The sequence below is a fragment of the Streptomyces sp. CG4 genome (assembly GCF_041080655.1).
Taxonomy (GTDB): domain Bacteria; phylum Actinomycetota; class Actinomycetes; order Streptomycetales; family Streptomycetaceae; genus Streptomyces.
On record NZ_CP163525.1, the window covers coordinates 7761820 to 7780951 of the forward strand.

Consider the following 19132-nt stretch of genomic DNA (forward strand, 5'->3'; position numbering starts at 1 on the left):
ATGGTCCACACCGACTCTTCCGTGGTAGTGGCGGCCCATTAGGCCAAGCGGGTGAAGGACGGGGTGATCAGGGCCTCCCCGCGGCCTGCTAGGGTGGATGGCGCAAATCCGACGTCCTTTAAGGTCCGTCCCGTGAGGCGGAGAAGGAGGTCCGTTTCGTATGGACAAGCAGGACTCGCACGCCACCGCGTCCGATGCGCGGCCCGTTCTCGAAGGCCCCGACATCGCGCGGGTGCTGACCCGTATCGCCCACGAGATCGTCGAGCGCGCCAAGGGCGCCGACGACGTGGTGCTCCTCGGCATCCCCACCCGGGGTGTCTTCCTCGCCCAGCGGCTCGCCGTCAAGCTGGCGCAGATCACCGACCGCACGGTGCCGGTCGGCTCGCTCGACATCACGATGTACCGCGACGACCTGCGCATGCATCCGCCGCGGGCGCTGGCCCGCACCGAGATCCCCGGTGACGGCATCGACGGCAAGCTGGTCGTCCTCGTCGACGACGTGCTCTTCTCCGGCCGTACCATCCGCGCCGCTCTCGACGCCCTGAACGACATCGGGCGCCCCCGCGCGGTCCAGCTCGCGGTCCTCGTCGACCGCGGCCACCGCGAACTGCCGATCCGCGCCGACTACGTCGGCAAGAACCTCCCCACGTCGTTGCGGGAGACGGTCAAGGTCCAGCTCGCCGAGGAGGACGGTCGCGACACCGTGCTGCTCGGTGTGAAGCAGGCCGGCCAGTAGCAAGTCGGGCGCGAGGGCCCGCTTCGGCGTACCCGCGCACGCTCCCGTTTGCCCCACTGTGCCCTCTGGGGGACATCCCCCAGACCCCCCGGATCCCGAATGAACTGCCTTACGGAGCCTGACAGATGCAGCGTCATCTCATCTCGGCCGCCGACCTCACCCGCGACGACGCCGTCCTGATCCTCGACACCGCCGAGGAGATGGCCCGGGTCGCCGACCGGCCGATCAAGAAACTGCCGACCCTGCGCGGCCGCACGATCGTCAACCTCTTCTTCGAGGACTCCACGCGCACCCGGATCTCCTTCGAGGCCGCCGAGAAGCGCCTGTCCGCCGACGTCATCAACTTCACCGCCAAGGGGTCGAGCGTCTCCAAGGGCGAGTCCCTGAAGGACACCGCCCAGACCCTGGAGGCCATGGGCGTCGACGCCGTGGTCATCCGGCACGGCGCCTCCGGAGCCCCGTACCGCCTCGCGAACTCCGGCTGGATCGACGCGGCCGTCATCAACGCCGGCGACGGCACCCACCAGCACCCCACCCAGGCCCTGCTGGACGCGTTCACCATGCGCCGCCGGCTGATCGGCCGGGACGCCGGGCTCGGCCAGGACCTGTCCGGCAAGCGCATCACCCTCGTCGGCGACGTCCTGCACAGCCGGGTCGCCCGCTCCAACGTCGACCTGCTGCACACCCTCGGCGCCGAGGTCACCCTGGTCGCCCCGCCCACCCTGGTCCCGGTCGGCGTCGAGACCTGGCCGTGCGAGGTGGCGTACGACCTCGACGGCGCGCTGCCGAAGTCGGACGCGGTGATGATGCTCCGGGTCCAGCGCGAGCGGATGAACGCCGCCTTCTTCCCGACCGAGCGCGAGTACTCCCGCCGCTACGGCCTCGACGGCGACCGCATGGCCAAGCTGCCCGAGCACGCCATCGTGATGCACCCCGGCCCGATGGTGCGCGGTATGGAGATCACCGCCGAGGTCGCCGACTCCGACCGCTGCACCGCCGTCGAGCAGGTCGCCAACGGCGTCTCCATCCGGATGGCCGTGCTGTACCTGCTGCTCGGCGGCAACGAGCCCGCCGTCACCCACGCCCGCACCAACGAGGAGAAGTAAGACCCATGAGCAAGATCCTGATCCGTGGTGCGAAGGTGCTCGGCGGCGAGCCGCAGGACGTGCTGATCGACGGCGAGACGATCGCCGAGGTGGGGACCGGTCTGAGCGCCGAGGGCGCCGAGGTCGTGGAGGCCGCCGGCAAGGTGCTGCTGCCGGGCCTGGTCGACCTGCACACCCATCTGCGCGAGCCGGGCCGCGAGGACTCCGAGACGGTCCTGACCGGCACCCGCGCGGCCGCCTCCGGCGGCTACACCGCCGTGTTCGCCATGGCCAACACCTTCCCGGTCGCCGACACCGCCGGTGTCGTCGAACAGGTCTACCGGCTCGGCCAGGAGCACGGCTACTGCGACGTCCAGCCCATCGGCGCCGTCACCGTCGGCCTGGAGGGCAGGAAGCTCGCCGAGCTGGGCGCCATGCACGAGTCGGCCGCCGGGGTCACCGTCTTCTCCGACGACGGCAAGTGCGTGGACGACGCGGTGATCATGCGCCGCGCGCTGGAGTACGTGAAGGCCTTCGGCGGTGTCGTCGCCCAGCACGCACAGGAGCCGCGGCTCACCGAGGGCGCCCAGATGAACGAGGGCGTCGTCTCCGCCGAGCTGGGCCTGGGCGGCTGGCCGGCCGTCGCCGAGGAGTCGATCATCGCGCGGGACGTGCTGCTCGCCGAGCACGTCGGCTCCCGCGTCCACATCTGCCACCTGTCGACCGCGGGGTCCGTGGAGATCGTCCGCTGGGCCAAGTCCCGCGGCATCGACGTCACCGCCGAGGTGACCCCGCACCACCTGCTCCTCACCGACGAGCTGGTGCGCACGTACAACCCCGTCTACAAGGTCAACCCGCCGCTGCGCACGGAGCGGGACGTGCACGCCCTGCGTGCGGCGCTCGCCGACGGCACGATCGACATCGTCGCCACCGACCACGCCCCGCACCCGCACGAGGACAAGGACTGCGAGTGGGCCGCCGCCGCCATGGGGATGGTGGGACTGGAGACCGCGTTGTCAGTGGTCCAGGAGACCATGGTCGACACGGGCCTGCTGGACTGGGCCGGCGTCGCCGACCGCATGTCCGTCAAGCCCGCGCAGATCGGACAGGCCACCGGGCACGGCCGTCCCGTCTCGGCCGGTGAGCCCGCCAACCTCACCCTGGTCGACACGGAATACCGTGGCCAGGTGGACCCCGCGGGCTTCGCCTCGCGCAGCCGCAACACCCCCTACGAGGGGCGTGCGCTGCCAGGCCGTGTGACGCACACGTGGCTGCGGGGCAAGGCCACGCTCGTCGACGGGAAGCTCACGTGACACCTGTAATCCTGCTGGCCGAGGCCAAGAAGTCGGCCGCGGTCACCGACTGGCCGGCCCGTATCGGCTGGCTCGTCGGACTCGTGCTCTTCATCGCGCTCGTCTACTGGCTGATGCGCGAGGGCTGGAAGTGGCGCGGCACGCTCCAGGGCGACCTGCCCGAGCTCCCCAGCGCGCCGGACGAGCCCGGTACGGCCAGACTGACGATGAGTGGCCGTTACCACGGCTCGACCACCGCCGGGCAGTGGCTGGACCGCATCGTGGCCCACGGCCTCGGCACCCGCAGCCGCGCCGAGCTGACCCTCACGGACGCGGGCCTGGAGGTCGTACGCCCCGGGGCGACCGACTTCTTCGTCCCGGCCGCCGCACTGCGCGAGGCCCGGCTGGACAAGGGCATCGCCGGCAAGGTCCTCACCGAGGGCGGCCTGCTGGTGGTGACCTGGGCACACGGGGAGAAGCTGATCGACTCCGGCTTCCGCTCCGACCACGCGGCCGAGCACACCGAATGGGTCGACACCCTGAACCAGATGATCAACGACACGGAAGGCGCACGATGACGACCTCCACCAGGGGAGCCGCCAAGGTTCCCGCCGTACTCGTCCTGGAGGACGGCCGCACCTTCCGCGGCCGTGCCTACGGGGCCGTGGGGGAGACCTTCGGCGAGGCCGTGTTCTCCACCGGCATGACCGGCTACCAGGAAACGCTGACCGACCCGTCGTACGACCGCCAGATCGTCGTCGCGACCGCCCCGCAGATCGGCAACACCGGCTGGAACGACGAGGACGACGAGTCGAGCCGCATCTGGGTCTCCGGCTACGTCGTGCGCGACCCCGCGCGCGTGCCCTCCAACTGGCGCGCCCAGCGCTCCCTGGACGACGAGCTGGTCGCGCAGGGCGTGGTCGGCATCTCCGGGATCGACACCCGCGCCCTCACCCGCCATCTGCGCGAGCGCGGCTCCATGCGCGCCGGCGTCTTCTCCGGCGAGGCGATCGCCCCCGTGGCCGAGCTGCTCGAGCGCGTCCAGGCCCAGCCGCACATGAAGGGCGCGAGCCTCTACGCCGAGGTCGCGACCAAGGAGGCCTACGTCGTCCCCGCGATCGGTGAGAAGAGGTTCACCGTCGCCGCGATCGACCTCGGCATCAAGGGCATGACCCCGCACCGCATGGCCGAGCGCGGCATCGAGGTGCACGTGCTGCCCGCGACGGCCACCGAGGAGGACGTCTACGCCGTGCACCCGGACGGTGTGTTCTTCTCCAACGGCCCCGGCGACCCGGCCACCGCCGACGGCCCGGTCGCCCTGATGACCGCCGTCCTGGAGCGGAAGACGCCGCTGTTCGGCATCTGCTTCGGCAACCAGATCCTCGGCCGCGCCCTCGGCTTCGGCACCTACAAGCTGAAGTACGGCCACCGGGGCATCAACCAGCCCGTCCAGGACCGTACGACCGGCAAGGTCGAGGTCACCGCGCACAACCACGGCTTCGCCGTCGACGCGCCGCTCGACCAGGTCAGCGAGACGAAGTTCGGCCGCGCCGAGGTCTCGCACGTCTGCCTGAACGACGACGTCGTGGAGGGGCTGCAGCTGCTCGACCAGCCGGCCTTCTCCGTCCAGTACCACCCCGAAGCGGCAGCGGGCCCGCACGACGCCGCCTACCTGTTCGACCGCTTCGTTTCCCTGATGGAGGGCCAGCGTGCCTAAGCGCACCGATATCCAGTCCGTCCTGGTCATCGGCTCCGGCCCGATCGTCATCGGCCAGGCCGCCGAGTTCGACTACTCCGGCACCCAGGCGTGCCGCATCCTGCGCGCCGAGGGCCTGCGCGTCGTCCTGGTCAACTCCAACCCGGCGACGATCATGACCGACCCGGAGATCGCCGACGCCACGTACATCGAGCCGATCACCCCGGAGTTCGTCGAGAAGATCATCGCCAAGGAGCGCCCCGACGCCCTGCTGCCCACCCTGGGCGGTCAGACGGCCCTGAACACCGCGATCTCGCTGCACGAGAACGGCGTTCTGGAGAAGTACGGCGTCGAGCTGATCGGCGCCAAGCCCGAGGCCATCCACAAGGGCGAGGACCGCGACCTGTTCAAGGAGGTCGTCGAGGAGGTCCGGCGCAAGACCGGCCACGGCGAGTCCGCCCGCTCGGTCATCTGCCACTCCATGGAGGACGTCCTCCAGGGCGTCGAGACCCTCGGCGGCTACCCGGTGGTCGTCCGCCCGTCCTTCACCATGGGCGGCGCCGGCTCCGGCTTCGCGCACGACGAGGAGGAGCTGCGCCGCATCGCCGGGCAGGGCCTCACGCTCTCGCCGACCACCGAGGTGCTCCTGGAGGAGTCCATCCTCGGCTGGAAGGAGTACGAGCTGGAGCTGATGCGCGACAAGCACGACAACGTCGTGGTCGTCTGCTCCATCGAGAACTTCGACCCCATGGGCGTGCACACCGGTGACTCCATCACCGTCGCGCCCGCGATGACGCTGACCGACCGCGAGTACCAGATCCTGCGCGACATCGGCATCGCCGTCATCCGCGAGGTCGGCGTCGACACCGGCGGCTGCAACATCCAGTTCGCGGTGAACCCCGAGGACGGCCGCGTGATCGTCATCGAGATGAATCCGCGTGTGTCCCGGTCCTCCGCGCTCGCCTCCAAGGCGACCGGCTTCCCGATCGCGAAGATCGCCGCCAAGCTGGCCGTCGGCTACACCCTGGACGAGATCCCGAACGACATCACGCAGGAGACCCCGGCCTCCTTCGAGCCCACGCTCGACTACGTGGTCGTGAAGGCCCCGCGCTTCGCGTTCGAGAAGTTCCCGCAGGCCGACTCCACGCTGACCACCACCATGAAGTCGGTCGGCGAGGCCATGGCCATCGGCCGCAACTTCCCCGAGGCCTTCCAGAAGGCGCTGCGCTCGCTGGAGAAGAAGGGCTCCCAGTTCACGTTCGTCGGCGAGCCCGGTGACAAGGACGCGCTGCTGCGCGAGGCCGTACGCCCCACCGACGGCCGGATCAACACGGTCATGCAGGCCATCCGCGCCGGCGCCACCCCGGCGGAGATCTTCGAGTACACGAAGATCGACCCGTGGTTCGTGGACCAGCTCTTCCTGATCAAGGAGATCGCGGACGAGCTGGCCGAGACGCCGGAGCTGACCGCCGAGCTGCTCGCCGACGCCAAGCGGCACGGCTTCTCCGACCAGCAGATCGGCGAGATCCGCGGCCTGCGCGAGGACGTCGTCCGCGAGGTCCGGCACGCCCTCGGCATCCGCCCCGTCTACAAGACGGTCGACACCTGCGCCGCCGAGTTCGCCGCGAAGACGCCGTACTTCTACTCCGCCTACGACGAGGAGTCCGAGGTCGCGAGCCGCGAGAAGCCGGCCGTCATCATCCTCGGCTCCGGCCCGAACCGCATCGGCCAGGGCATCGAGTTCGACTACTCCTGCGTCCACGCCTCCTTCGCGCTGAGCGACGCGGGCTACGAGACCGTGATGGTCAACTGCAACCCGGAGACCGTCTCCACCGACTACGACACCTCCGACCGGCTGTACTTCGAGCCGCTCACGCTGGAGGACGTGCTGGAGATCGTCCACGCCGAGCAGCAGGCCGGCCCGGTCGCGGGCGTCATCGTGCAGCTCGGCGGCCAGACCCCGCTCGGCCTGTCCCAGGCCCTGAAGGACAACGGCGTGCCGGTCGTCGGCACGTCCCCCGAGGCCATCCACGCGGCCGAGGACCGGGGCGCGTTCGGGCGGGTCCTCGCCGAGGCGGGCCTGCCGGCGCCGAAGCACGGCACGGCCACCACCTTCGACGAGGCCAAGGCCATCGCCGACGAGATCGGCTACCCGGTCCTGGTCCGGCCGTCCTACGTGCTCGGCGGGCGCGGCATGGAGATCGTCTACGACGAGACCCGTCTCGCCGCCTACATCGCCGAGTCGACCGAGATCAGCCCCTCGCGGCCGGTCCTCGTCGACCGCTTCCTGGACGACGCGATCGAGATCGACGTCGACGCGCTCTACGACGGCGAGGAGCTGTACCTCGGCGGCGTGATGGAGCACATCGAGGAGGCCGGCATCCACTCCGGCGACTCGGCGTGCGCCCTGCCCCCGATCACCCTCGGCGGCTTCGACATCAAGCGGCTGCGCGCCTCTACGGAGGCCATCGCCAAGGGCGTCGGGGTGCGCGGACTGATCAACATCCAGTTCGCCATGGCCGGCGACATCCTCTACGTCCTCGAAGCCAACCCGCGCGCCTCCCGCACCGTCCCCTTCACCTCGAAGGCGACCGCGGTGCCGCTCGCCAAGGCCGCCGCCCGGATCTCGCTGGGCGCGACCATCGCCGAGCTGCGCGCGGAGGGCCTGCTGCCGAAGCGCGGCGACGGGGGCGAGCTGCCGCTGGACGCGCCGATCTCCGTCAAGGAGGCCGTGATGCCGTGGTCGCGCTTCCGCGACGTCCAGGGCCGCGGCGTCGACACGGTCCTCGGCCCGGAGATGCGCTCCACGGGCGAGGTCATGGGCATCGACTCCGTCTTCGGCACGGCGTACGCCAAGTCGCAGGCGGGCGCCTACGGCCCGCTGCCCACCAAGGGCCGCGCGTTCATCTCGGTCGCCAACCGCGACAAGCGCTCGATGATCTTCCCGGCACGTGAGCTGGTCGCGCACGGCTTCGAGCTGCTCGCCACCTCCGGCACCGCCGAGGTCCTCAAGCGCAACGGCATCAACGCCATCGTCGTGCGCAAGCAGTCCGAGGGCACCGGCCCGAACGGCGAGCGGACCATCGTCCAGCTGATCCACGACGGCGAGGTCGACCTCATCGTCAACACCCCGTACGGCACCGGCGGCCGCCTCGACGGCTACGACATCCGTACGGCCGCGGTGGCCCGCTCCGTGCCGTGTCTGACCACGGTCCAGGCGCTCGCCGCGGCGGTCCAGGGCATCGACGCCCTCAACCACGGTGACGTAGGCGTCCGTTCGCTCCAGGAACACGCGGAACACCTGACCGCGGCCCGCGACTAGCAGCCCTGAGGGGGACACCGGAAACGGTGTCCCCCTCTGTATGAGGACCCCGAGGACTTTTCCGAGATGTACAAACTGTTCTTCCGTCTGGTGTTCACCCGGATGGATCCCGAGCAGGCCCACCACCTGGCCTTCCGCTGGATCCGCCGCGCCGTCCGCATCCCCGTCCTGCGCACGTTCATCGCGGCCGCCCTCGCGCCCCGCTACAAGGAACTGCGCACGGAGGCCTTCGGGCTGCGCATGCACGGCCCCTTCGGGCTCGCCGCCGGCTTCGACAAGAACGCCGTCGCGATCGACGGCATGTCGATGCTGGGCTTCGACCACGTCGAGATCGGCACGGTCACCGGCGAGCCGCAGCCCGGCAACCCCAAGAAGCGGCTGTTCCGCCTCGTCGCGGACCGCGCGCTGATCAACCGCATGGGCTTCAACAACGACGGCTCGCTGGCCGTGGCCGCCCGTCTCGCCACCCGCCGGCCGGTCTTCAGGACGGTCGTGGGCGTCAACATCGGCAAGACGAAGGTCGTCCCGGAGGCGGAGGCCGTCCTCGACTACGTGAAGTCCGCCGAGCGCCTCGCCCCGTACGCCGACTACCTGGTCGTCAACGTCTCCTCGCCGAACACGCCCGGCCTGCGCAACCTGCAGGCCACCGAGGCGCTGCGCCCGCTGCTGACCGGCGTCCGCGAGGCCGCCGACCGCACGGTCGCGAACCGGCGCGTCCCGCTCCTGGTGAAGATCGCCCCGGACCTCGCCGACGAGGACATCGACGCCGTCGCCGACCTGGCCGTGGAGCTGGGCCTGGACGGCATCATCGCGACCAACACCACCATCGCCCGCGACGGTCTCGGTCTGGCCTCCGAAGCCTCGCTGGTGAAGGAGACCGGCGGACTGTCCGGCGCCCCGCTCAAGGCGCGTTCCCTGGAGGTGCTGCGCCGCCTGTACGCGCGGGTGGGCAACCGGATCACGCTCGTGGGCGTCGGCGGCATCGAGACCGCCGAGGACGCCTGGCAGCGCATCCTGGCCGGTGCCACGCTGATCCAGGGGTACAGCGCCTTCATCTACGAGGGCCCCTTCTGGACCCGCGCCCTCCACAAGGGCCTCGCCGCCCGCCTGCGCACCAGCCCGTACGCCACCCTCGCCGACGCGGTCGGCGCCGACGTGAGGAAGCCCGCATGACCTCGATGGAGCCCTTCGGCGCCCGGCTGCGCCGCGCCATGGACGAGCGCGGCCCGCTGTGCGTCGGCATCGACCCGCACGCCTCCCTGCTCGCCGAGTGGGGTCTGAACGACGACGTGGCCGGTCTGGAGCGGTTCGGCCGCACGGTCGTCGAGGCGGTGGCCGACCGGGTCGCCGTGATGAAGCCGCAGAGCGCCTTCTTCGAGCGCTTCGGCTCCCGCGGCCTCGCCGTCCTGGAGAAGATCGTCCAGGAGGCGCGCGCGGCCGGCACCCTCGTCGTGATGGACGCCAAGCGCGGCGACATCGGCTCGACCATGGCCGGGTACGCCGAGGCCTACCTGCACCAGGACTCCCCGCTGTTCTCCGACGCCCTGACCGTCTCGCCGTACCTCGGCTACGGCTCGCTCAGCCCGGCCGTCGCGCTGGCCCGGGAGAGCGGCACCGGCCTGTTCGTGCTGGCGCTGACCTCCAACCCGGAAGGCCCCGAGGTCCAGCACGCGGTCCGCGCCGACGGCCGCACCGTGGGCGCGACCATGCTGGCCCACCTGGCCGCCGAGAACGCGGGGGAGGAGCCGCTGGGCTCCTTCGGCGCCGTCGTCGGCGCCACGGTCGGCGACCTTTCGTCCTACGACCTCGCCATCAACGGCCCGCTCCTCGCGCCCGGCGTCGGCGCGCAGGGCGCGACCGCGGCCGACCTTCCGAAGGTCTTCGGACCGGCGCTGCGCAACGTCGTTCCGAACGTCAGCCGGGGTGTGCTGCGGCACGGACCCGAGGCCGGGGCGCTGCGCGCGTCCGCCGAGCGCTTCGCGGAGGAGATCCAGGCCGCCGTCGTGGGTGCCTGAGTCCTCGGAGGGGTGCCCCGGGAAGCGGCGGCTCGGCGACTTGAGTGTGAATACATCCTCAAATCGTGGGCATTATGTCTGAAATGTCCGTCCTGGCGGAGGCTGACCAGGACTTTTCCGCTGTTCTCGCTGACTCTGGCGGACTTGACCGCTAGTCTCCGAGCAGTGGGGGCACCTCCCACGCCGTTAAGGCAGTGGGGGAGACCGGGCAGCGTGTTGCTCGTAGCTCCCCAGGTGTGGGGCGACTAGGTTCCTCACCGGTCCGTATCCGACAGTTCGACATCCGAGGTGACGTAGGCGTGGCTCTTCCGCCCCTTACCCCCGAACAGCGCGCAGCCGCGCTCGAAAAGGCCGCCGCGGCTCGCCGGGAGCGGGCCGAGGTCAAGAATCGACTCAAGCACTCCGGCGCCTCCCTGCACGAGGTCATCAAGCAGGGCCAGGAGAACGACGTCATCGGCAAGATGAAGGTCTCCGCGCTGCTCGAGTCCCTGCCGGGCGTGGGCAAGGTCCGCGCCAAGCAGATCATGGAGCGTCTGGGGATCTCCGAGAGCCGTCGCGTGCGCGGCCTCGGTTCCAACCAGATCGCTTCCCTGGAGCGTGAGTTCGGCAGCACCGGCTCCTGAGTCCGGGCCCTGCCGGACCGGGCGTCCCGGGCACTCCGGGATTGCTGGAATAATCGCTGCATGAGTGAACGTCCGCGGCTGACCGTGCTCTCCGGCCCCTCGGGGGTCGGCAAGAGCACGGTCGTCGCCCATATGCGCAAGGAACACCCCGAGGTCTGGCTCTCCGTGTCGGCCACCACCCGCAAGCCGCGGCCCGGCGAGCGGCACGGAGTCCACTACTTCTTCGTCACCGACGAGGAGATGGACAAGCTGATCGCCAACGGCGAGCTGCTGGAGTGGGCCGAGTTCGCCGGCAACCGCTACGGCACGCCCCGCGCGGCCGTGCTGGAGCGCCTGGAGAACGGCGAGCCCGTCCTGCTGGAGATCGACCTCCAGGGCGCCCGGCAGGTGCGGGAGTCGATGTCCGACGCTCAGCTGGTGTTCCTGGCTCCGCCCTCCTGGGAGGAGCTGGTGCGCAGGCTGACCGGCCGCGGCACCGAGCCGCCCGAGGTCATCGAGCGCCGCCTGGAGGCGGCCAGGACCGAGTTGGCGGCCGAGCCGGAGTTCGATACGACCCTGGTCAACACCTCCGTCGAGGACGTGGCGCGCGAGCTGCTAGCCTTGATGGACGTTGTGTGATCATGACTGATCTTTTCCCCTCTTTCGGAAGGTAGAGCGTGTCCTCTTCCATCACCGCGCCCGAGGGCATCATCAACCCGCCGATCGACGAGTTGCTTGAGGCCACCGACTCGAAGTACAGCCTCGTGATCTACGCCGCCAAGCGGGCCCGTCAGATCAACGCGTACTACTCCCAGCTCGGCGAGGGTCTCCTCGAGTACGTGGGTCCGCTCGTCGACACCCACGTTCACGAGAAGCCGCTGTCGATCGCCCTGCGCGAGATCAACGCGGGTCTGCTGACGTCCGAGGCCATCGAGGGCCCCGCTCAGTAGTCCTGCGCAGTAGCAGTAGTACTTTCAGACTGCGATCGACTTGTCCACAGGCCCGGCAGCACGTTGCCGGGCCTGTGGTGTGTGATGGACTCATACGTTCCGTCGCGTTCGTTGCCGAGCCGGGGAGAGATGGTGGACAAGCCGAGGGTGGTCCTGGGGGTCAGCGGCGGCATCGCCGCGTACAAGGCCTGTGAGCTGCTGAGAAGGTTCACGGAGTCGGATCACGACGTCCGCGTGGTGCCCACCGCCTCCGCGCTGCACTTCGTCGGGGCCGCCACCTGGTCCGCCCTGTCCGGCAACCCCGTCTCCACGGAGGTCTGGGACGACGTCCACGAGGTCCCGCACGTCCGCATCGGCCAGCACGCCGACCTGGTGGTCGTCGCGCCCGCCACGGCCGACATGCTCGCCAAGGCCGCTCACGGCCTCGCCGACGACCTGCTGACCAACACGCTGCTGACCGCTCGCTGCCCGGTCGTCTTCGCGCCCGCGATGCACACCGAGATGTGGGAGCACCCGGCCACCCAGGAGAACGTGGCCACGCTGCGCCGCCGCGGCGCCGTCGTCATCGAGCCCGCCGTCGGCCGGCTCACCGGCGTCGACACCGGCAAGGGCCGGCTGCCCGACCCGGCGGAGATCTTCGAGGTCTGTCGCCGCGTACTGGCCCGGGGCGCCGCCGAACCCGACCTGGAGGGGCGGCACGTGGTCGTCTCCGCCGGCGGCACCCGCGAGCCCCTCGACCCGGTCCGCTTCCTCGGCAACCGCTCCTCCGGCAAGCAGGGCTACGCCCTCGCCCGCACCGCCGCCGCCCGCGGCGCCCGGGTCACGCTGATCGCGGCCAACGCGGGCCTGCCCGACCCGGCGGGCGTGGACGTCGTACCGGTCGGCACGGCCGTCCAGCTGCGCGAGGCCGTCCTGAAGGCGGCGGCGGACGCCGACGCGGTCGTCATGGCCGCCGCGGTCGCCGACTTCCGCCCGGAGACCTATGTCACAGGCAAGATCAAGAAGAAGGACGGCCAGGACCCCGACCCGATCGTCCTGGTGCGAAATCCGGACATCCTCGCGGAGATCTCGGCCGATCGGGCACGTACCGGCCAGGTGATCGTCGGCTTCGCCGCCGAGACCGACGACGTCCTCGCCAACGGCCGCGCCAAACTCGCCCGCAAGGGCTGTGACCTGCTCGTCGTCAACGAGGTGGGGGAGCGCAAGACGTTCGGTTCCGAGGAGAACGAGGCCGTGGTGCTGGGCGCCGACGGCAGCGAGACTCCGGTGCCGCACGGCCCCAAGGAAGCCCTGGCCGACACCGTCTGGGACTTGGTCGTCCGACGGCTCGGCTGACCCCGGCGCGTCCCCGGCCGGACCGCGTGGACCCGTTGACGGCAGGCCCGTGGACCGATCAAATCGGGTGTGGCGGCCCTGGCCAAGGCCGCCCGGCATTGTGCAGAATGCCCGTGCCGCAGGTCACAGCGCTCCCGAGAGGCGAGACAGTGGCCCATTGGCCGAGTGCGACCGATAAACTGTTCACGGTCGACGCCGGGCGCAGCCCCGCGCGTCGCCGCAAATGATCAGCCAGCAGCCGCTGCAACCACAGGGAGCGTTGTGTCCCGTCGCCTGTTCACCTCGGAGTCCGTGACCGAGGGTCACCCCGACAAGATCGCTGACCAGATCAGCGACACCATTCTCGACGCGCTTCTGCGCGAGGACCCGACCTCCCGGGTCGCCGTCGAAACGTTGATCACCACCGGCCTGGTCCATGTGGCCGGCGAAGTGACGACCAAGGCCTACGCGGACATCGCGACCCTGGTCCGCAGCAAGATCCTCGAGATCGGCTACGACTCCTCCAAGAAGGGCTTCGACGGCGCCTCCTGCGGTGTCTCGGTGTCCATCGGCGCACAGTCCCCGGACATCGCACAGGGTGTCGACACGGCGTACGAGACCCGGGTCGAGGGCGACGAGGACGAGCTGGACAAGCAGGGCGCGGGCGACCAGGGCCTGATGTTCGGCTACGCGTCCGACGAGACGCCGACCCTGATGCCGCTGCCGATCTTCCTGGCGCACCGCCTGTCGAAGCGCCTGTCCGAGGTCCGCAAGAACGGCACCATCCCCTACCTGCGCCCGGACGGCAAGACGCAGGTCACCATCGAGTACGACGGCGACAAGGCCGTCCGTCTCGACACGGTGGTCGTCTCCTCCCAGCACGCGAGCGACATCGACCTGGAGTCGCTGCTGGCGCCCGACATCCGCGAGTTCGTCGTGGAGCCGGAGCTGAAGGCGCTGCTGGACGAGGGCATCAAGCTGGACACCGAGGGCTACCGTCTGCTGGTCAACCCGACCGGCCGCTTCGAGATCGGCGGTCCGATGGGTGACGCCGGCCTGACCGGCCGCAAGATCATCATCGACACGTACGGCGGCATGGCCCGCCACGGTGGCGGTGCCTTCTCGGGCAAGGACCCGTCCAAGGTGGACCGTTCGGCCGCGTACGCGATGCGCTGGGTCGCGAAGAACGTGGTGGCGGCGGGCCTGGCCTCCCGCTGCGAGGTGCAGGTCGCCTATGCGATCGGCAAGGCCGAGCCGGTCGGTCTGTTCGTCGAGACCTTCGGCACCGCCAAGGTCGACGCCGAGAAGATCGAGAAGGCGATCGACGAGGTCTTCGACCTCCGTCCGGCCGCGATCATCCGCGACCTCGACCTGCTCCGCCCGATCTACTCCCAGACGGCCGCCTACGGTCACTTCGGCCGCGAGCTCCCGGACTTCACCTGGGAGCGCACGGACCGCGTGGACGCCCTGCGCGCGGCCGTGGGCCTGTAAGCCCGCGCCTTCCTCTCTCCGAGGCCCGGCTTCCCTTCGGGGATGCCGGGCCTCGGCCTGTCACGGGGCAGGCGTCATGGGGCAGCCTTCGTGGGACAACGAGCCAGCTGCCGGCGGTCGAATGCGGTGGCGTGCGCGAGTGGGCGGCTCCTACGCTGTGGAGGCCGACACCGCCCGGTGCGCGGGCCCCGGCTACTTCTGGGTGAGAACACCCTCGCAGGTTCGAATCCTGCTGCCGGTCCCGATCGGGAGCGGTATGGCCGAGTGGGCCATGGCGGAAGCGCCGGACGGCGTTGCCGGGGCCGAGAGGATCTCGGGCGGTGCAGGGCGGCCGGGGGCCGTTGTCAGAGCCGTTTGGTAAGAATGCAAGCGTGAGCAGCGAGAACGGGGTGTCCCGGGCAGAGGGGGACGGCGGGGCCGAAGGGGCGCCGCCGGAGCAGCTCGCGCTCATCCGGGAGAGCGTGCGCCAGGCGAAGACGCCCCGAGCCAAGCCGCGGACCTGGCGGGGCGCCGCGCTCGCCAAGGAACTGCCCGTCGCGCGGGTGCTGGTCGACAAGGGCGTGCTGCACCTCGACCGGTACTTCGACTACGCGGTGCCCGAGGAACTGGACGCGCAGGCGCAGCCCGGCGTGCGGGTGCGGGTGCGGTTCGGAGCCGGGCGGCACCGGGTGCGCGAAGGGCGCCGGGAGGGCGGCGGGCTCATCGACGGCTTCCTGATCGAGCGGCGGGCCGAGTCCGACTACACCGGTCCGCTGGCCGCCCTGGCCCAGGTCGTCTCGCCGGAGCCGGTGCTGAGCGCGGAACTGCTCGGGCTCACCCGGGCCGTGGCCGACCGGTACGCCGGAAGCCTCGCCGACGTGCTCCAGCTGGCCGTGCCGCCGCGCAGCGTGCGAGCCGAGCAACGGCCCTCGCCCGCTCCGCTCCCGCCGCCGAAGCCACCGGAACAGGCCTCCTGGGGGCGGTACGAGCACGGCGGCGCGTTCCTCGACGCGCTGGCCTCCGGCGGATCGCCCAGGGCGGTCTGGACCGCGCTGCCGGGCCCGCTGTGGAGCGAGGAACTGGCCCGCGCCGTCGCCGCCACGCTCGCCTCGGGACGCGGCGCCCTCGTCGTCGTACCGGACGGGCGGACCGCCGCGCGGGTCGACGCCGCGCTCACCGCGCTGCTCGGTGCGGGGCGGCATGCGCTGCTCACCGCCGACGCGGGGCCCGAGAGGCGGTATGCGCAGTGGCTGGCGGTGCGCCGGGGTTCCGTACGGGCCGTGGTCGGGACGCGGGCCGCCATGTTCGCACCCGTGCAGGACCTGGGGCTCGTCGCCATCTGGGACGACGGCGACGACAGCCACAGCGAGCAGCACGCCCCCCAGCCGCACGCACGCGATGTGCTGCTGCTGCGGGCCGCGCTGGACAAGTGCGCCTTCCTGCTGGGCGGGTTCTCCTGCACCGTGGAGGCCGCCCAGCTCGTGGAGAGCGGCTGGGCCCGGCCGCTGGCCGCCGACCGGGAGCAGGTGCGCCGGGCCGCGCCGCTGGTCCGGACGGTCGGGGACGAGGATCTCGCGCGCGACGAGGCGGCCCGCGCCGCCCGGCTGCCGACCCTCGCCTGGCAGACGGCCCGCGAGGGGCTGCGGCACGGACCGGTGCTGGTGCAGGTGCCCCGACGCGGTTACGCCCCCCGCATGGCCTGCGACCGGTGCCGGGCGCCCGCCCGCTGCCGGCACTGCTCCGGGCCGCTCCAGGGACAGGACGCCGGGGTGCTGCGGTGCGGCTGGTGCGGGCGCGAGGAGAACGCGTGGCACTGCCCGGAGTGCGGCGGCTTCCGGCTGCGCGCCCAGATAGTGGGGGCGCGGCGGACGGCCGAGGAGCTGGGGCGCGCCTTTCCCGCGGTCCCGGTGCGCACCTCGGGGCGCGAGCATGTGCTGGACACGGTGCCGGGCACACCCGCGCTCGTTGTGAGCACACCGGGCGCCGAACCGGTCGCCGAGGGCGGCTACGCGGCCGCCCTGCTGCTGGACGGCTGGGCCATGCTCGTACGACCCGACCTGCGGGCCGGCGAGGACGCGCTGCGCCGGTGGATCGCGGCGGGCGCGCTGGTACGGCCGCAGAGCGAGGGCGGCACGGTGGTCGTGGTGGCCGAGCCGACCCTGCGGCCGGTGCAGGCGCTGGTGCGGTGGGACCCCGTCGGGCACGCGGTACGGGAACTGGCCGAGCGGGCCGAGCTGGGCTTCCCCCCGGTGTCGCGGATGGCGGCCGTGTCCGGGACACCGGCGGCCGTCGCCGAGTTCCTGGCCTCGGCCGAACTGCCGCCGGACGCGGAGGTGCTGGGGCCGGTGCCGATACCGTCAGCCCCGCCCGGGCGGCCTCGCAGGCCCGGGGCGCCACCGCCGGGCGAGCACTGGGACCGGGCACTGGTGCGGGTACGGCCGGGCAGCGGGGCCGCGCTGGCCGCCGCGCTGAAGACCGCCCAGGCCGCTCGGATGGCACGGGGGAGCGGGGAGGCGGTGCGGGTGCGGATCGATCCGGCGGACATCGGGTGAGGTCGATGCGGCGGGCACCGAGCACCCGGCCCCGGACCAGGGGCACGGGGCAGTGCGTGAGGTGACGTGCCGTCGGGCGCCGGGCGCGCGGTGAGGCGAGGGTCGCCGGGCTGTCGTTGAAGTGATGGTGAAGTGATGTGGTCGTGCCGGGTGTCCCGGCCGCCGTGTCCGCATACGTATCCGCCCTCCCGGACGTGCCCGGGAGGGCGGGGCAGAACTGTCGGCCGTGGTGTCAGCCGTTGCGTGGGCCGGGGAAAGCCGTCGGGCGGGCCTCGTCGCGCAGGGCGGGGCTGCCCGCCGTCGGCTGTGTGGGCATCGAGCGGGCCGCGGGAACCGTCGGGACCGCGGGCAGGCCGGTGGGCACATTGAGGGTGCGGGTCCCTGAGGGCTCCGGGCCGCGCTCGGCCTCGGCGGCCGCCTGGGTCGCGGCGCGGCGGGCGCCGTAACGGCGGTGCACCGCCTGCTTGGTGACCCCGAGCGCCGAGCCCACCGCGTCCCACGAGAAGCCGAGTGAGCGGTCGAAGTCCACGGCGGCCGTGACCAGGGTTTCGACACTGTCCCGGAGTTCCTGGGCAAGGCGCACCGTCGGGGCTGGCGCGCGTCCGTAGACGACGAAGCCCGTGGACGGGCCGGAGCGGCGCGGGCGGTAGACGTTTCCCAGCTGGGCGGTGAGCGTGCGCAGCGCGTCCACCTGCCGGCGGACTCGCTCGATGTCCCGCACCAGCAAGTGCAGGCTGGCCCGGGCCTGGGCGTCGTGGGTTGCATGGTCGGCCATGAACAAGCCTCTCGAACCGGCGTTGAAAGGAATTGGGCCGCGAAAGCGGCCCTGTGTTGTCAACTCTTTCTTGACCAACGCCTGTGCGCTCCGCTGGTCACGGGGTGGGGGCGTACGGGCATATGCGTACGCCGGTCGTCCCGGCGCGCGCCCGGGTTCCCTCTGCCACCCGCGCACCACCCGTCGTCCAGTGGGCCAAGAGACCGGACAACCTGGGGCCCCGCGCCGTCGGCGTCCACACACCCGTGGCTCTAACCCGTCCGGCCGCCGGTGGTCATAGACTGGTGCGCTGCCCGCCCACCCCCGCCCGAGAGGCCCGATCCCGCCCATGAAGCTTGTCTTCGCCGGTACCCCCGAGGTCGCCGTTCCCGCTCTGGACGCTCTGATCGCCTCCGGGCGGCATGAGGTGGCCGCTGTTGTCACGCGGCCCGACGCACCGGCCGGGCGCGGGCGCAGGCTGGTCGCATCGCCCGTGGCCGAGCGGGCGGAGGAGGCCGGGATCGAGGTGCTCAAGCCCCTCAAGCCGCGGGACCCCGAGTTCCTGGAGCGGCTGAAGGAGATCGGCCCGGACTGCTGCCCGGTCGTCGCGTACGGCGCGCTGCTGCCCCGGGTCGCCCTCGACGTCCCCGCTCACGGCTGGGTCAATCTGCACTTCTCGCTGCTCCCCGCCTGGCGCGGCGCGGCTCCGGTGCAGCACTCCATCATGGCGGGCGACGAGATCACCGGCGCCTCCACCTTCCTCATCGAGGAGGGGCTGGACTCCGGGCCCGTCTACGGCACCGTGACCGAGGCGATCCGGGCCACCGACACCAGCGGTGACCTGCTGACCCGGCTCGCCTTCGCCGGCGCGGGGCTGCTCGCCGCGACCATGGACGGCATCGAGGACGGCACCCTGAAGGCCGTACCGCAGCCGGCCGAGGGCGTCACCCTCGCGCCGAAGATCACCGTCGAGGACGCGCAGGTCGACTGGGCCGCGCCCGCGCTGCGGGTCGACCGGGTCGTGCGCGGCTGCACCCCGGCCCCCGGCGCCTGGACCACCTTCCGCGGCGAGCGGCTCAAGCTCATCCAGGTCACGCCCGTGCCCGAGCGCACCGATCTCGCGCCGGGGCGGATGGCGGTCGGCAAGAACAGCGTGCACGTGGGCACCGGTTCGTACGCCGTCGAGCTGCTCTGGGTACAGGCGCAGGGCAAGAAGCCGATGCGGGCGGCCGATTGGGCCCGTGGCGTGCGGATCGCCGAGGGCGAGAAGCTCGGCGGCTGAGAGCCCGGTAGGAGGGGGTGACGGTGCGCCGACGTAGGCTGGGAACCGCACTCCCTTCCTGA

The 19132-nt window shown here is 71.6% G+C and carries 16 protein-coding genes; 15 read left to right on the forward strand and 1 reads right to left on the reverse strand.

The genetic code is table 11. The features are described 5' to 3' along the window. Nucleotides 1-160: 160 nt before the first annotated feature. The 14 genes from pyrR to AB5L52_RS35590 all read left to right on the forward strand — a co-directional run bounded on the left by pyrR (nucleotide 161) and on the right by AB5L52_RS35590 (nucleotide 17034). Nucleotides 161-736 carry a bifunctional pyr operon transcriptional regulator/uracil phosphoribosyltransferase PyrR gene (pyrR, locus tag AB5L52_RS35525; protein ID WP_369367655.1) on the forward strand — a complete coding sequence of 192 codons (576 nt, stop codon included), beginning with the start codon at nucleotides 161-163 and terminating at the stop codon, nucleotides 734-736. Between the two features lie 125 nt (nucleotides 737-861). Further along, a complete protein-coding gene (locus AB5L52_RS35530; protein ID WP_351028403.1) occupies nucleotides 862-1842 on the forward strand; it encodes an aspartate carbamoyltransferase catalytic subunit in 981 nt (326 codons plus the stop codon). A 5-nt stretch (nucleotides 1843-1847) separates the two neighbouring features. Next, entirely contained in the window at nucleotides 1848-3134 is a 1287-nt protein-coding gene (locus AB5L52_RS35535; protein ID WP_351028400.1) for a dihydroorotase, read from the forward strand. Further along, complete coding sequence (locus AB5L52_RS35540; RefSeq protein WP_351028397.1) at nucleotides 3131-3691, forward strand: hypothetical protein; 561 nt, start codon at nucleotides 3131-3133, stop codon at nucleotides 3689-3691. Before AB5L52_RS35535 ends, AB5L52_RS35540 begins: the two co-directional genes overlap by 4 nt. Next, nucleotides 3688-4830 carry a glutamine-hydrolyzing carbamoyl-phosphate synthase small subunit gene (gene carA / locus AB5L52_RS35545; protein ID WP_369367656.1) on the forward strand — a complete coding sequence of 381 codons (1143 nt, stop codon included), beginning with the start codon at nucleotides 3688-3690 and terminating at the stop codon, nucleotides 4828-4830. The genes AB5L52_RS35540 and carA overlap by 4 nt, the downstream gene beginning before the upstream one ends. Continuing rightward, on the forward strand, nucleotides 4823-8131 hold the full coding sequence (gene carB / locus AB5L52_RS35550; RefSeq protein WP_351028391.1) for a carbamoyl-phosphate synthase large subunit: 3309 nt from the start codon (nucleotides 4823-4825) through the stop codon (nucleotides 8129-8131). Before carA ends, carB begins: the two co-directional genes overlap by 8 nt. A gap of 66 nt (nucleotides 8132-8197) precedes the next feature. Then, nucleotides 8198-9304, forward strand: a complete 1107-nt coding sequence (locus AB5L52_RS35555) for a quinone-dependent dihydroorotate dehydrogenase (protein ID WP_369367657.1) — start codon at nucleotides 8198-8200, stop codon at nucleotides 9302-9304. Next, a complete protein-coding gene (gene pyrF / locus AB5L52_RS35560) occupies nucleotides 9301-10146 on the forward strand; it encodes an orotidine-5'-phosphate decarboxylase (RefSeq protein WP_351028386.1) in 846 nt (281 codons plus the stop codon). The genes AB5L52_RS35555 and pyrF overlap by 4 nt, the downstream gene beginning before the upstream one ends. 299 nt (nucleotides 10147-10445) lie before the next feature. Then, a complete protein-coding gene (locus AB5L52_RS35565) occupies nucleotides 10446-10769 on the forward strand; it encodes an integration host factor (RefSeq protein ID WP_003977346.1) in 324 nt (107 codons plus the stop codon). Between the two features lie 60 nt (nucleotides 10770-10829). Continuing rightward, nucleotides 10830-11387 (forward strand): guanylate kinase, encoded by a 558-nt coding sequence (gene gmk, locus AB5L52_RS35570; RefSeq protein WP_076092326.1) that lies wholly within the window; start codon nucleotides 10830-10832, stop codon nucleotides 11385-11387. Between the two features lie 38 nt (nucleotides 11388-11425). After that, a complete protein-coding gene (rpoZ, locus tag AB5L52_RS35575) occupies nucleotides 11426-11698 on the forward strand; it encodes a DNA-directed RNA polymerase subunit omega (protein ID WP_005319902.1) in 273 nt (90 codons plus the stop codon). A gap of 132 nt (nucleotides 11699-11830) precedes the next feature. Then, entirely contained in the window at nucleotides 11831-13033 is a 1203-nt protein-coding gene (gene coaBC, locus AB5L52_RS35580) for a bifunctional phosphopantothenoylcysteine decarboxylase/phosphopantothenate--cysteine ligase CoaBC (RefSeq protein WP_351028473.1), read from the forward strand. 261 nt (nucleotides 13034-13294) lie between these two features. Then, the gene (metK, locus tag AB5L52_RS35585; RefSeq protein ID WP_351028380.1) at nucleotides 13295-14503 is read left to right on the forward strand and encodes a methionine adenosyltransferase; all 1209 of its coding nucleotides are present in this window, start codon (nucleotides 13295-13297) and stop codon (nucleotides 14501-14503) included. A 371-nt stretch (nucleotides 14504-14874) separates the two neighbouring features. Next, entirely contained in the window at nucleotides 14875-17034 is a 2160-nt protein-coding gene (locus tag AB5L52_RS35590; RefSeq protein ID WP_369367658.1) for a primosomal protein N', read from the forward strand. A gap of 232 nt (nucleotides 17035-17266) precedes the next feature. Here the strand turns inward: AB5L52_RS35590 and AB5L52_RS35595 are convergent, their stop codons facing one another. Further along, the gene (locus AB5L52_RS35595; protein ID WP_351028374.1) at nucleotides 17267-17809 is read right to left on the reverse strand and encodes a hypothetical protein; all 543 of its coding nucleotides are present in this window, start codon (nucleotides 17807-17809) and stop codon (nucleotides 17267-17269) included. Between the two features lie 328 nt (nucleotides 17810-18137). Between AB5L52_RS35595 and fmt the strand changes: the two genes are divergently transcribed. Then, nucleotides 18138-19070, forward strand: a complete 933-nt coding sequence (gene fmt, locus AB5L52_RS35600) for a methionyl-tRNA formyltransferase (protein WP_351028372.1) — start codon at nucleotides 18138-18140, stop codon at nucleotides 19068-19070. Nucleotides 19071-19132: the final 62 nt, after the last annotated feature.